This is a genomic window from Pseudodesulfovibrio sp. 5S69, assembly GCF_037094465.1.
Classification (GTDB): Bacteria; Desulfobacterota; Desulfovibrionia; order Desulfovibrionales; family Desulfovibrionaceae; genus Pseudodesulfovibrio; species Pseudodesulfovibrio methanolicus.
Map to the genome: position 1 here is coordinate 2,355,600 of NZ_CP146609.1, position 12,909 is coordinate 2,368,508.

Sequence of the window (12,909 nt, forward strand, 5' to 3'; positions counted from 1 at the left end):
GGCCTACGCGCGGACTGACGGCATGAGCGCCACCGAGAAAGCCCTTGTACTCAAGACCGGGCGATTTCGGGAGGCCGACGTCTGGGTCCGGCTGCTCACCCCCTCCCGCGGGGTGTTCAACGGATTCGCCTTCGGCGGCAGCCGTTCGCGACGCCGCTTCGTGGGGTGTCTCGACCCTCTGAGCCACGTGCTCTTCACCATCGGGACCAACAAGACCGGCACCTATACCGTCCTCGAAGAGGGCAGCTTGCTGCACAATTTTCCCGCGGTCCGCAAGGACCCGGCCAAGACCGGCCTGGCGGTCAACTGCGTCAAGTTCGTGGAGGCGGTGGAGATCGACCCGAATGACGCCAAGCCCGCCTATGCGCTGCTCCTCGAAACCCTGCACATGCTCGATGAAAGCGGCGGCGGCAGCGACTTCACGCCCTGGCTTTTCCGGGCCAAGCTGGCCTTTGAGATGGGCTTTACCCCCGATTTCCTGGCCTGCGGGGTATGCGGCCGTCCGCTTGACTGCGAGTGCGGCCACCGCTTCGGCGTGGAGCGGGGCCAAGTGGCCTGCCGGACTTGTCTTTCGGACGGGAAACCGTTAGAGGGACTTGCTCGGCCGATTTCCGCAGGGGTCTTGCGCGCCCTGGACTGGATCCAGCACAGCAGGCCGTCGGACTGGGCCACGGTGACCATGGACGGCGAAGTCCGCCGACAGGTCAGTCAGTTGATCGAACTTTTCGTCGCCTACCACCTGGGCCTGTCTTGGGAGGGCGGCATGTATAAAAAGGTATGAGTTGGAGCCAACAATGAATTTTCAGGAAGTCATACTGAAATTACAGAATTTCTGGGCAGATTACGGGTGCGCCGTGGTCCAGGCCATGGACATCGAGTGCGGGGCGGGGACGTTCAACCCCTCCACCTTTTTCCGGGTCATCGGCCCTGAACCGTGGAAGACCGCCTACGTGGAGCCTTCCCGCCGTCCGACCGACGGCCGCTACGGGGAGAACCCGAACCGCCTGCAGCACTACTACCAGTTCCAGGTCATCCTGAAGCCGTCCCCGGACAACGTCCAGGAGCTGTACCTTGAGAGCCTGAAGGAGATCGGCATCGACGCGGCCGCCCACGACATCCGGTTCGTGGAGGACGACTGGGAGTCGCCCACCCTGGGCGCCTGGGGCCTGGGCTGGGAGGTCTGGCTCAACGGCATGGAAGTCACCCAGTTCACCTATTTCCAGCAGGTCGGCGGCATCGACCTGAAGCCCGTGTCCGTGGAGATCACCTACGGCCTCGAACGGCTGTGCATGTATCTGCAGGAGAAGGAGTCGGTCTACGACCTCATGTGGAACAACGAGATCACCTACGGCAACGTCTTCCACCAGAACGAGGTGGAGATGTCCAAGTACAACTTCGAGCTGTCCAACGCGGACATGCTTTTCGACCTGTTCAACAAGTTCGAGGCCGAATGCCTGAAGCTGTGCGAGGAGGGGTTGCCCTGGCCCGCCTACGACTACTGCCTGAAGTGCTCCCATTCCTTCAACCTGCTGGACGCCCGCGGGGCCATCTCCATCACCGAGCGCGCCACCTACATCGGCCGCGTACGCAACCTGGCCTCCAAGATTGCCAGGCTCTACGCCGACCAGCGGGAAGAGATGGGCTATCCCATGCTCAAGAAATAAGCGACGCCTACGTCACGCAATAGATTACACAAGAGAAGAACAATGGCCGAATTCATTCTGGAAATCGGAACCGAGGAAATGCCCGCCCGCTTCGTCCCCAAGCTGGCGGCCGAGCTCGAGGAGGCCTTTGCCAAGGCGCTCGCCGAGTCCATGGTCGAGAACGAGGGGGTCAAGTGCTACGCCACCCCGCGCCGAATCACCGCCCACGTGCCGTCTCTGGCCCTGACCCAACTGCAGGAGGAAGAGACCGTCACCGGACCTCCGGTGCGCATTGCCTATGACGACGACGGCAACCTGACCAAGGCGGGCCTGGGCTTTGCCAAGACCCAGGGCGTGCCCGAGGACGCGCTGTTCAGGATGGAGACCGGCAAGGGCGAGTACCTGGCCGCCAAGAAGGTGGTCGGCGGCGGCAAGACCGTGGACATCCTGCCCGAGATCTGCCGCAAGTGCATCGACTCCCTGTCCTTTCCCAAGAAGATGCATTGGGGAAATTATGACTTCACTTTCGGCCGTCCCGTGCGCTGGCTCCTGGCCCTGCTCGACGCGGACGTCGTCGAATTCACCGTGGAGAACCTGACCTCCGGGCGCGAGACGCGCGGCCACCGGGTCATGGGTCCCGGCCCGTTCTCCGTGGCCTCCACGGCCGATTATTTTTCCATTGTCCGCGACCAGTGCAAGGTGGTCATCGACCCGGTGGAGCGCCGGGAGACCATCGTGGCCGAAGGCAACCGGCTGGCCGAAGCCCTCGGCGGCAGTATCGTCTGGAACGACGGGCTGCTGGACGAGGTGGCCAACCTGGTGGAATACCCCAAACCGCTCATCGGCGACATCGATCCCCTGTACCTGGAACTGCCGCGCGAGGTCCTGCTGACCTCCATGCAGTCCCACCAGAAGTCCTTTGGTGTGGAAGGGGCCGACGGCAAGCTGCTGCCCCATTTCCTGACCACCCTGAACCTGGAGCCCCTGGACGTGGCCCTGGTCAAGAAGGGGTGGGAGCGGGTCCTCAAGGCTCGCCTGGAGGACGCCCGCTTCTTCTGGGAGGCGGACTGCAAGGTGGAGTTCGACACCTGGCTCGAAAAGCTGGACCACGTGGTCTTCCTCGGGCCGCTGGGCTCCGTGGGCGACAAGTCCCGGCGCATCGAGGCCCTCTGCCGCAAGCTGGCCGAGACCCTGGACCAGTCACAGTCTATCCTGCCCGGCGAGATCGGGCAGTACGAGCAGGCCGGACGGCTGGCCAAGGCGGATCTGGTGTCCGAAATGGTCATCGAATTCGACTCCCTGCAGGGCAAGATGGGCGGTATCTACGCCGAGCGCGCGGGACTGGGCGAGATCGTCTCCCAAGGCATCTACGAGCAGTACCTGCCCGCCGGTCCCGACACCCCGGTGCCGTCCAGCCTGTCCGGCGCGCTGGTCTCCATGGCCGACAAAGCCGACACCATGGCGGGCTGCTTCGGCCTGGGCAAGGTGCCCACCGGCGCCAACGACCCGTACGCCCTGCGCCGCTGTGCCCTGGGCATCAGTCGGATCATCATGGAGCATGGCCTGGACGTGGACCTGGCGACCTTCCTCAAGGACGCCCAGGAGGCTTACTCCGGCGTGAAGTGGAAGGTGGAGCAGGGGGAGGCCCTGGGCAAGCTCATGGATTTCTTCGGCCAGCGCCTGCGCGCCCTGTTCACCGGGCAGGGATTCGACACCCGCGTGGTGGACGCCGCGCTGGGCGCCGGGTTCAGGGATATCCGCACCTTCAAGGCGCGGCTCGAAGCTCTGGCCGAGTTCAGCCGCGGGACCGACTTCGAGCAGAGCGTCCTGACCTTCAAGCGCGCCGCCAACATCATCCGCAAGCAGGGTGACGAGGCGGGCGAGCCCCTGACCGGCAACTTTGATCCGGATCTGTTCGAGGACGAGCACGAGACCGCCTTCGGGAACAAGCTCGACGAACTGGCCCCGCGTTTCGACGACCTCTGGGAGAACGGCGACTTCGGCGGCCTGTTCGGTCTGCTCGGGGAGTTGCGCCCGGCCGTGGACGGCTTCTTCGACAACGTCATGGTCATGTGCGATGCTCAAGATGTTCGTTTGAACCGGCTGAATCTGCTCAAGGGGCTGGTGGACCGGCTGGGACGTCTGGCCGATTTCAACGCCCTGCAGGTGTAGCGGCGATTGAGAAAAGTCTTGACATCAGGCGGGGAGTCCATATAAAAGGCACTCCCTTTGGGATGAATAGCAAAACAAACGCTTTTTAATGCGATAATAAATCGATCAGGAGAAATTACCTTGGCCAATCACAAATCCGCCCTGAAGAGGCACCGTCAGAGCTTGAAGCGTCGCGCCCGCAACCGTGTTTCCAAGACCCGCATCAAGAACACCGTCAAGGCCGTTCGCGTTGCCATCGAGGAAAAGGACACTTCCAAGGCCATGGAGGCCCTGAAGGAAGCCAGCTCCATCCTGGACCGCGCCGCCCGCAAGAACGTGATCCACGCACGTCAGGCCCAGCGCCGCATCGCCCGGCTCCAGGCCGCCGTCAACAAGATCGCGGAATAGTCTCTTTTCGCATTGCTTTCTTCAGCCCGCCGCACTTTGTGCGGCGGGCTTTTTGCGTTGCCCGCCGAGCTGCGAAGCGCACGAGTTCTCATTATGTCTTGATACGCACAATCAACGAGGTTAATATCGTTTACATTTTAACCTGTTCAAGGAGTTGATTATGAAGAGATTGTTGCTGACCTCGTTGATGTTTCTGCTCCTTATCGGCGGCGCGTATGCCGGGGACGTATCCTGTACGCAGAGCTACGGCGACGGGGGCACGGTCTACAAGTTGGCCACAGGGTCTCCGGGCGAGCTCGGCCTGCTCAAGGTCCTGGCCGATGCCTTCAACGCCAAGCACGGCACCACCATGTGCTGGGTCAAGGCCGGTTCCGGCAAATCCCTGAGTTTGCTCAAGGCCGGCGACGTGGACGCCTGCATGGTCCATGCGCCTGCTGCCGAAAAACAGGCCGTGGCCGACGGTTGGGCCGTGGACCGCACCCTGATCGGCTCCAATGAATTTTACATCGTCGGCCCCAAAGACGATCCGGCGGGCATCGCCGGTGCCAAGGACGCGGCCGACGCCTACGCCCGCATCGCCAAGGCCAAGGCGCTTTTCCTGTCGCGCGGCGACAACTCCGGCACCAACAAGAAGGAGCTGGCCATCTGGAAGAAGGCGGGCATCAAGCCCGAGGGCAAGTGGTACGCGGTCACCAAGGAGTTCATGATGGCCACCCTGAAGCGGGCCAACGCCGACCGAGGGTACTTCATGACCGACAGCTCCACCTGGATCATGGGCAAGAAGGAGATGGACCGCATCAAGATCCTGTTCCGGGGCGACCCCATGCTCATCAATACCTATCACGCCCTGGCTTCGCCCGCGGGCGCGCCCAACCATGAACTGGCCGTGGAGTTCATCAAGTTCCTGGCCTCGCCCGAGGGACAGTCCATCGTCGCCGACTACGGCCGCAAGGAATATGGAGAGGGGATGTACAACGACGCGGAATACGCCAAGCAGTACGATCATTGAGGTCCGTGAACGGAAGAAAGGAGAGGGGGGAGTCGGCTCGGCTCCCCTTTTTTTGCGTCTAGCGTCCCTCGTCGGCCAGATCGCGCAGCCGATCGGCGTCCAGGATGGTGATCTCCCGGCCCTTGATGTTGATCAGCCCCTCGTCGGTGAACCGCTTGAAGATGCGCGACAGGGTCTCCTGGATGGTCCCGAGGTACAGGGCGATCTGGCCCTTGGGCAGGTCCAGGCGGAAGGTGTCGGAGTCGGTGGACGAGCGCAGGAGCAGGAGATGGGCGGCCACCCGGGCCGGTGTCTCCTTGAGGCTCAGGTCGTCGATCTTGTTGACCAGAATGCGCAGCCGTTGGGAGAGCATGGCCATCATCCGCATGGCCAGGTCCGGGTCGTCGCGCAGGATGTTGCGGAACCCGCTTCGCGGAAAGAACAGGGCATCGCACGGCTCCACGGCCTCGCACTGGGCCGGGAAGGTCCCGCCCTCGAAGACCGGCACCTCGCCCACGGCCTCGCCCGGACCAAACACGTGCAGAATCTGCTCCTTGCCCGCCGGGGAGGTCCGGAAGACTTTGACCCGGCCCGTGACCGGGGAATAGAAGCCGTCGGCCGGGACGTCGGCCAGGAACAGGGTCTCCCCCTTGTCGTACCGTTTCACCACGGCGAGGTCGGCCAGTTTGGCCAGTTGATCATCGGGCAGTCCCCGGAAAAAAGTCACGTCCCGTACGGCGGCCAACTTGTCCATAAAATTATTTTCTCCATATTTTCATGCGAGACGGATAATTTGACCTAAGTCATGGCCGAGGTCAAAAGGATTGTCCATACTGGGGCCATGGAAAACGGAATTCTGAAGCCATACGGCCTGATCCTGCCCGTCGCGGCACTGCTTCTGTTCGGGGCGCACGGCCTGCGCCAGGGTGACTTCGGTCTGGCCGCCTCCCAGGTGGCCCTGGCCGGGCTGCTCTTCGCCCGGCGAGCCTGGGCGCGTCCGGTGGCTGTGGCCGCGCTGCTCTGGGGCGGGGTGGTCTGGGCGCGGGCCACGGTGGACTTCATCGCCTTCCGCCAGGCTTTCGAGCTGCCGTGGCTGCGGCTGGCCTGGATCATGGGCGGAGTCATCGTCCTGGACGGACTGGGTCTGATCGCCTTGATCGGCCGGAGGCTCGACGGCTGGTTCGATCGGGACAGGGAGTGGGCCGTGCCCCGCGCGGCCATGTTCCTGCTCACCGTCTTCGGGTTGGCCATGGCCCGGAGCCACGTGGACTTCCCCATCCTGCTGGCGGACCGCTACCTGTCAGGCTGGGGCTGGCTCGAAATTTTCCTGCTCGGCTGCTACGCCCAATGGGTTGGCGCGATGATGCGTACGCCCAAGGGGCACCGGACGGTCCGTCCCCGCATCTGGGGGCTGTTTTCGGCCGTATTCTTCCTGCAACTGGCTCTGGGGCTCCTGGGCATGGACCGCATGCTCATGACCGGGACCCTGCACCTCCCGGTCCCGGCCCTGATCGCCGCCGGTCCGGTCTTTCGCGGGGGCGGGTACTTCATGCTCGTCCTGTTCGGAGCGACCCTGCTCCTGGTCGGCCCGGCATGGTGCAGCCATCTGTGCTATATCGGAGCCTGGGACGACGCCATGAGCCGTCTCGGACCGAGGCCCGCCCCGTCCAAGGCCCTGCGCATCCTGAGTCTTTGGGGCCGGGCAGGGACCCTGGTCCTGGCCGTGGGCACGGCTTTGGCCCTGCGCGCCCTCGGCGTACCGGGCGCGAGCGCCGTGCTCTTCGGGGCCGCCTTCGGGCTCGTGGGCGTGGGTGTGATGCTTTTCGTCTCGCGCAGGCGGGGCATGATGGTCCACTGCACCGCCTATTGCCCCATGGGGCTCGTGGGCAACATCTTCGGGCGCATCTCGCCCTGGCGCGTGCGCATCGACGCGGACTGCACCAGGTGCGGGGCATGCTTCACCCGCTGCCGGTACAACGCCCTGGATGAGGAGAGGGTGGCTCTGGGCCGTCCGGCCCTGTCCTGCACCCTGTGCGGCGACTGCGTGTCGGCCTGCGCGCACAAGCGGATAGGCTATGCCTTTCCCGGTCTTTCCCGTGAAACCGCCAGGGCCGCGTTCATCGTCCTGGCCGTCAGTCTCCACGCCGTGTTTCTCGGCGTGGCCAGAATATAGAACCATAAGGAAAAAGAGAGGATAGAGAAATGATACACCAGCGCAAGATGATCACCATCAACGAGGAACTGTGCAACGGCTGCGGCCAGTGCGTGCCCGCCTGCGCCGAAGGGGCCCTGGCCATCGTCGACGGCAAGGCCAAGCTGGTCAAGGAAATCTACTGCGACGGCCTGGGTGCCTGCCTGGGCGACTGCCCCACGGGCGCACTCAAGGTGGAGGTCCGCGAGGCCGCCGACTTCGACCCCGATGCCGTGACCGAGCACCTCAAGGCTCAGGGCCGCGAGGTTCCGGACCACATGCCCGAACCCGAGTCCCTGCGCCTGAATGCGCCGAAGTCTCCGGCGGGGGGCTGTCCCGGCGCGGCGCTTAAGACCATGACCCCGTGCGGGCAGGCCAACATCCCCACGGCCCAAGGCGGCGGCTCGGCCTTGTCCCACTGGCCCGTGCAGCTCCGTCTGGTGCCGCCCAACGCCCCGTTCCTCAAGAACGCGGACCTGCTCCTGACCGCGGACTGCGTGCCCGTGGCCATGCCGACCTATCACGGCGACTACGTCCCGAACCGGGTGGTCCTCATGGGCTGTCCCAAGTTCGACAACCAGATGGAGTACGTGGAGAAGCTGGCCGGGATCATTTCGGAAAACGATCTCAACTCCATCACCGTCATGGAGATGGAGGTGCCGTGCTGTTCGTCCATGAGCGCCATCCTGAACGAGGCGGTCAAGCGGGCGGGCAAGTCCGTGCCCACTGAGCGTGTAACCGTGAGCCGCACCGGTTCCGTACTGCGGACGGTAACCTTGGAATTTGATATTTAAGGAGTATCCTATGAAGAAGATTGAATTGTTTGAAGTTCATGGGTTCAAGGATTTAACCTTTTCGAACTATCTGGTACATGAGTCCGAGTTCATGAAGGTGATCAATTTCAACTTCCGGGCCGGGCAGAAGCTGCCCGTGCACTCCCACGACCTGGAAGGGGAGTTGACTTTGACGATTCTTGAGGGCGAGGGTGAGTTTCTGGGCGCGGACGGCGCGGCCATGCCCGCCCGTCCCGGCGACGTGCTGGTCTCCCAAATAGCCGAACCCCACGGCGTCCGGGCGATCACCGACATGCGGGTCCTCGTAACCATAGCCCCTCCGATCTGATATGGACATTAAAGAATACATCGACACGCTCCCCTTGAAGGCCGTCCGGCCCCGGGCCGACGGTACGTACACCGTGATCCCGCGCATGCATGGCGGGATATTGGACGCCGAACAGCTGACCGCCATCACCAAGGTGGTGCAGGACAACGGCCTGCCCCAGGTGCGCATCACCGCCGGGCAGCAACTGCTCATCGACAGCGTGCCCGAGGACAGGCTTGAGGCCGTGATCGAGGCCCTGGGCGCGGTGGGCGCTGCCTACCGGCACAAGGCGCTGGGCTGCCTCGGGACCGCCGGGTGCAAGCTGGGTCAGCAGGATTCTCAGTCTGTGGCCGTCCGGCTCTCCGAGTTGCTCGAGACCTTCACTATGCCGACCAAGGTCAAGGCGGGCGTCTCGGGCTGCTCCATGTGCTGTTCCGAGTCCATGGTCCGCGATGTGGGCCTGATAGGCCGCAAGCGCGGCTGGACCGTCGTTTTCGGCGGCAACGCGGGCAAACGGGTCCGCCAGGGCGACGTGCTGGCCGAGGACGTCTCCGAGGACGAGGCCTTCGCCATTCTGGGGCGGGCGCTTGCATTATACGCGGAGAATGGCAAAAAGAAGGAGCGGACCGCCCGGTTCGTGGAACGGGTCGGCCTCGACGCGGTCAGGGAAGCCGCGTTCAACGAGCGCTGACCGCAGCGAAAAGGAGGTTTGCCATGGCGGATGAAACCCCCAAGGGTGCGATCCTGCAACGCGACAAGAAGACCTACGCTATCGTGCCCAGGACTCCGGTGGGGCTGGTCACTCCGGACGTCCTCGAGGCCATCGCCAGGGTGGGCCGCAAGTTCGAGATACCGATCATCAAGATCACCTCGGGCCAGCGCATCGCCCTGGTCGGGCTCGAAAAGGAGCAAGTGGACCAGGTCTGGGATGACCTCAAGATGGACATCGGCCCGGCCGTGGGGCTGTGCGTCCACTACGTGCAGGCCTGCCCCGGCACCTCGGTGTGCAAGTTCGGCGTGCGCGACTCCCTGGGGCTCGGCCTGGAGTTGGAGGAGATGTTCGTTGGCGCGGAGTTGCCCGCAAAGCTCAAGGTCGGCGTGTCCGGCTGCCCCATGTGCTGTGCCGAGAGCTACGTACGGGACGTGGGCCTTATCGGCAAGCCCAAGGGATGGACCATGGTGGTCGGCGGCAATGCCTCGGGCAAGCCGCGCATCGCCGACGAGGTGGCCGAGAACCTGACCCGCGAAGAGGCCGTGGAGCTGGTCCGCCGCTTCCTGGACTATTACCGCGAAAACGGCGGCAAGCGCATGCGCGCGGCCAGGATGCTCCAAAAGGTCGGCATCGACGCCGTCAAGGCGGCCATCCTCTGATCCGGCGGGCATACTGCGAAAGGGCGGGCGACTGCGGGTTTCCGCGGCCGCCCGCCGTTTGTTAACGGCCGGATATCATTGGGCCGATCCGGTCGGTGCGGTGTTGCGCTGGCACGAAAACATGGGTAGAGATAGACTGGTTTCCACTCAATGAAGGAGCGTCATTTGCGGGTCATCATCATAGGCGCCGGTGAGGTCGGCTACCACCTCGCCCAGCGGCTGGCGGTGGAGAACAAGGAAGTCGTGGTCGTGGACACCAGCGACGAGGCTCTGCGCAAGGTCGCGGAGAGTTCGGACGTCCAGACCATCAAGGGCTCGGGGTCCAGTCCCAGAGTCCTCGAACAGGCCGGCATTGCCGAGGCCGACATCTTTCTGGCCGTGACCGACTCCGACGAGATCAATCTCATCAGTTGTTACTACGCCAACATGCTCAGCGACGGCGTGACCAAGCTGGCCCGTATCCGCAGCGAAATGTATACGGATTATGGGCACCTGCTCACCGAGCGCGGGGCCAATATCACCAAGATCATCAATCCCGACGAGGAGGTGGTCAACTCGGTGCTGCGGCTCATGAGCGCGCCCGGCGCGGTGGAGATCAACGAGTTCGCGGGCGGCAAGATCCGGCTCATCGGCCTCCATCTGCCGGACCACAGCCCGATCATGGGCAGCCAGCTCATCCATCTGCGCGACAAGATCGGCGACGACCTGGGGCTGGTCATCGCGGCCATCGTGCGCAACGACAAGCTGATCATCCCCAGCGGCCTGGACGTGCTCAAAAAGGGCGACCTGGCCTATTTCGTCTGCGACATCCGCGACCAGGAGGAGATCATGGCCCGCCTGGGTGTGGCCGACGATCCGGTGCGCAAGGTCCTGATCATCGGCGGCGGCAACATCGGCTTCCGTCTGGCCAAGGCCCTGGACAACAAGTACTACCACACCCGGCTCCTGGAGAACCGCCAGAAGCGTTGCGAGTATCTGTCCGAGCACCTGGACCGGCCCATCGTGCTCATGGGCGACTCCACGGACCAGGAGATCCTGCGCGAGGAGAACATCCAGGACATGGACATGGTCATCGCCGTGACCGGCGATGAGGAGACCAATATCCTGTCCTGCCTGTTGGCCAAATCCCTCGGGGCACGGCGTACGGTAACGCGCGTCAACAATTTCGGGTACATGCCGCTCATCGAGCCCATCGGCATCGACTACGTGGTCTGCCCCAGGCTATCGGCCATCAATTCCCTGCTGCATTTCATCCGGCGGGGCAGAATCATCTCCTCGGTGTCCATCAAGGGCGAGGAGGCCGAGGCGCTCGAGGCCGTGGCCCAGGAGGACTCCCCCATCGTGGGCAAGGCGGTCAAGGACCTCGGGTTTCCCCGGGGAAGCCTGGTCCTGTGCTTCCAGCGCGGCGACGAGGTCGTCATCCCTCGCGGCGACTCCGTGGTCCGGCCCAACGACCGGCTGATCATCATCTCCACCCGCCAGAACATCTCCAAGGTGGAGCGGGTCCTGACCACCAAGGTGGAGTTCTTCTAGATGCGCTGGCGCTACGTCCTGCACGTCATCGGGGCGTTGGTGGCCTGTGTCGGCCTGACCATGGCCTTTCCCCTGGCCTGGGGGCTCTATTACCGCGACGGCACGGCCACGCCCCTGGCTATGTCCATGACCATTACGGTCCTGATGGGCGGGACCGCCTTTTTGGTCTTCCGCGACCGCTCGCACAAGGCCTCGATCATGACCCACCGCGAGGGCATGGCCATCGTGGCGCTCGGCTGGTTCGCGGCCGGGGGCTTCGGCGGGCTGCCGTTTTGGCTGGGCGGAACCTTCGAGTCCGTGGTGGACTGCGTGTTCGAGTCCCTGTCCGGGTTCAGCACCACCGGATCGTCCGTGCTGGCCGACATCGAGGCCGTGCCGCGTGGGCTGCTCTTCTGGCGCAGCCTGACCCACTGGCTCGGCGGCATGGGCATCATCGTCCTGTCCCTGGCCATCCTGCCGTTTCTCGGCGTGGGCGGCATGCAGCTCTACAAGGCCGAGGTGCCGGGCCCGTCCCCGGACAAGCTCAAGCCGCGCATCAAGGACACGGCCATGACCCTGTGGAAGGTCTATCTGTTGTTCAGCGCGGCCGAGACCGTGCTGCTCATGTTCGGGGGCATGGACCTGTTCGACGCCTTGTGCCATACCTTCGGGACCATGGCCACGGGCGGGTTCTCCACCAGGAACGCCTCGGTGGCCGGGTTCAATTCCGCGTACATAGACTACGTCATCACCGTGTTCATGCTCATCGCGGGCGTGAATTTCTCCCTGCACTACCTGGTCCTCAAGTGGAAGCCGTCGGCCATGCTCAAGGATCCGGAATTCCGGGTCTTTGCGGGCATGGTTCTGGCCTTCGTGGTTATCCTGACCATCACCGTCCTCGTTGCGGGGAACTACGACAACCCGGCCGACGCGGTACGCTACACTTCGTTCCAGGTGGCCTCCATCCTGACCACCACCGGGTTCGCCACGGCGGACTACGAGCTGTGGCCCGGCCTGGCCCAGGCCATCCTGCTGTTCTGCATGTTCGTGGGCGGGTGCGCAGGGTCCACGGGCGGCGGCATGAAGGTCATGCGCATCATGCTGCTCTTCAAGCAATCCTACCAGGAACTCTTCCGGCTCATCCACCCGCGCTCGGTAAGCCACGTCAAGATGGGCCGCACCGTGGTCAAGGACGACGTCATCAGCGGGGTCTGGGGCTTCGCCTTCCTGTGGGTGGGGCTGCTCGTCCTGGCCGCCTTCGTGGTCGCCTCCACGGGCGTGGACGTAGTCACCTCCTTTGCCGCGTCGCTCGCCTGTATCGGCAACATCGGCCCCGGCATCGGCGGGGTGGGGCCCACGGACAACTTCGCCTGGATGCCGGACACGGCCAAGTGGGTCTTGACCTTCTGCATGGTCCTGGGACGGCTGGAAATCTACACCGTCATCATCCTCTTCGTGCCCGAGTTCTGGCGCAAATAGCCCGGCGGGAACCCGCCGTTTCCATCAAAACTGCGCCATTAAAAGTCTAGATATTCTCTAGACTT

The 12,909-nt window shown here is 63.8% G+C and carries 13 protein-coding genes; 12 read left to right on the top strand and 1 reads right to left on the bottom strand.

Features of this window, described 5'->3' with window-relative positions; genetic code table 11:
- Window positions 1-22: 22 nt before the first annotated feature.
- The 5 genes from recO (at window position 23) to V8V93_RS11185 (ending at window position 5,211) form a co-directional block, all read left to right on the top strand.
- Window positions 23-781, top strand: coding sequence for a DNA repair protein RecO (gene recO / locus V8V93_RS11165; protein WP_338666750.1), 759 nt, complete (start codon window positions 23-25; stop codon window positions 779-781).
- 13 nt (window positions 782-794) lie between these two features.
- Window positions 795-1,664, top strand: coding sequence for a glycine--tRNA ligase subunit alpha (gene glyQ, locus V8V93_RS11170; protein WP_338666751.1), 870 nt, complete (start codon window positions 795-797; stop codon window positions 1,662-1,664).
- A 42-nt stretch (window positions 1,665-1,706) separates the two neighbouring features.
- A complete protein-coding gene (glyS, locus tag V8V93_RS11175) occupies window positions 1,707-3,815 on the top strand; it encodes a glycine--tRNA ligase subunit beta (protein ID WP_338666752.1) in 2,109 nt (702 codons plus the stop codon).
- A gap of 120 nt (window positions 3,816-3,935) precedes the next feature.
- Window positions 3,936-4,202 carry a 30S ribosomal protein S20 gene (gene rpsT, locus V8V93_RS11180; protein ID WP_338666753.1) on the top strand — a complete coding sequence of 89 codons (267 nt, stop codon included), beginning with the start codon at window positions 3,936-3,938 and terminating at the stop codon, window positions 4,200-4,202.
- 160 nt (window positions 4,203-4,362) lie between these two features.
- Window positions 4,363-5,211 (top strand): substrate-binding domain-containing protein, encoded by an 849-nt coding sequence (locus V8V93_RS11185; RefSeq protein ID WP_338666754.1) that lies wholly within the window; start codon window positions 4,363-4,365, stop codon window positions 5,209-5,211.
- A gap of 58 nt (window positions 5,212-5,269) precedes the next feature.
- On the opposite strand, the gene V8V93_RS11190 is transcribed toward V8V93_RS11185, so the two are convergent.
- The gene (locus V8V93_RS11190) at window positions 5,270-5,944 is read right to left on the bottom strand and encodes a Crp/Fnr family transcriptional regulator (protein WP_338666755.1); all 675 of its coding nucleotides are present in this window, start codon (window positions 5,942-5,944) and stop codon (window positions 5,270-5,272) included.
- A gap of 51 nt (window positions 5,945-5,995) precedes the next feature.
- Here V8V93_RS11190 and V8V93_RS11195 point away from each other — a divergent pair, with 51 nt between their 5' ends.
- From V8V93_RS11195 to V8V93_RS11225, 7 genes are all read left to right on the top strand, one after another.
- Window positions 5,996-7,363, top strand: coding sequence for a 4Fe-4S binding protein (locus V8V93_RS11195; RefSeq protein ID WP_422394364.1), 1,368 nt, complete (start codon window positions 5,996-5,998; stop codon window positions 7,361-7,363).
- Window positions 7,364-7,392: 29 nt separating this feature from the next.
- Window positions 7,393-8,175 carry an ATP-binding protein gene (locus tag V8V93_RS11200; protein WP_338666756.1) on the top strand — a complete coding sequence of 261 codons (783 nt, stop codon included), beginning with the start codon at window positions 7,393-7,395 and terminating at the stop codon, window positions 8,173-8,175.
- A 10-nt stretch (window positions 8,176-8,185) separates the two neighbouring features.
- Window positions 8,186-8,503, top strand: coding sequence for a cupin domain-containing protein (locus V8V93_RS11205; RefSeq protein ID WP_338666757.1), 318 nt, complete (start codon window positions 8,186-8,188; stop codon window positions 8,501-8,503).
- Window position 8,504: 1 nt separating this feature from the next.
- Window positions 8,505-9,173: a nitrite reductase gene (locus V8V93_RS11210; RefSeq protein WP_338666758.1), complete on the top strand. Its 669-nt coding sequence runs from the start codon at window positions 8,505-8,507 to the stop codon at window positions 9,171-9,173.
- Between the two features lie 23 nt (window positions 9,174-9,196).
- Window positions 9,197-9,853 carry an NAD(P)/FAD-dependent oxidoreductase gene (locus V8V93_RS11215; RefSeq protein ID WP_338666759.1) on the top strand — a complete coding sequence of 219 codons (657 nt, stop codon included), beginning with the start codon at window positions 9,197-9,199 and terminating at the stop codon, window positions 9,851-9,853.
- A gap of 165 nt (window positions 9,854-10,018) precedes the next feature.
- Window positions 10,019-11,386 carry a Trk system potassium transporter TrkA gene (gene trkA, locus V8V93_RS11220; RefSeq protein WP_338666760.1) on the top strand — a complete coding sequence of 456 codons (1,368 nt, stop codon included), beginning with the start codon at window positions 10,019-10,021 and terminating at the stop codon, window positions 11,384-11,386.
- The gene (locus V8V93_RS11225) at window positions 11,387-12,844 is read left to right on the top strand and encodes a TrkH family potassium uptake protein (protein ID WP_338666761.1); all 1,458 of its coding nucleotides are present in this window, start codon (window positions 11,387-11,389) and stop codon (window positions 12,842-12,844) included.
- The last annotated feature ends 65 nt before the right edge of the window (window positions 12,845-12,909 follow it).

Coding starts and splice junctions, on each gene's coding strand:
- recO (WP_338666750.1), top strand. CDS start 23: ATGAGCGCCACCGAGAAAGCCCTTGTACTCAAGACCGGGCGATTTCGG.
- glyQ (WP_338666751.1), top strand. CDS start 795: ATGAATTTTCAGGAAGTCATACTGAAATTACAGAATTTCTGGGCAGAT.
- glyS (WP_338666752.1), top strand. CDS start 1,707: ATGGCCGAATTCATTCTGGAAATCGGAACCGAGGAAATGCCCGCCCGC.
- V8V93_RS11185 (WP_338666754.1), top strand. CDS start 4,363: ATGAAGAGATTGTTGCTGACCTCGTTGATGTTTCTGCTCCTTATCGGC.
- V8V93_RS11190 (WP_338666755.1), bottom strand. CDS start 5,944: ATGGACAAGTTGGCCGCCGTACGGGACGTGACTTTTTTCCGGGGACTG.
- V8V93_RS11195 (WP_422394364.1), top strand. CDS start 5,996: ATGGCCGAGGTCAAAAGGATTGTCCATACTGGGGCCATGGAAAACGGA.
- V8V93_RS11200 (WP_338666756.1), top strand. CDS start 7,393: ATGATACACCAGCGCAAGATGATCACCATCAACGAGGAACTGTGCAAC.
- V8V93_RS11205 (WP_338666757.1), top strand. CDS start 8,186: ATGAAGAAGATTGAATTGTTTGAAGTTCATGGGTTCAAGGATTTAACC.
- V8V93_RS11210 (WP_338666758.1), top strand. CDS start 8,505: ATGGACATTAAAGAATACATCGACACGCTCCCCTTGAAGGCCGTCCGG.
- V8V93_RS11215 (WP_338666759.1), top strand. CDS start 9,197: ATGGCGGATGAAACCCCCAAGGGTGCGATCCTGCAACGCGACAAGAAG.
- V8V93_RS11225 (WP_338666761.1), top strand. CDS start 11,387: ATGCGCTGGCGCTACGTCCTGCACGTCATCGGGGCGTTGGTGGCCTGT.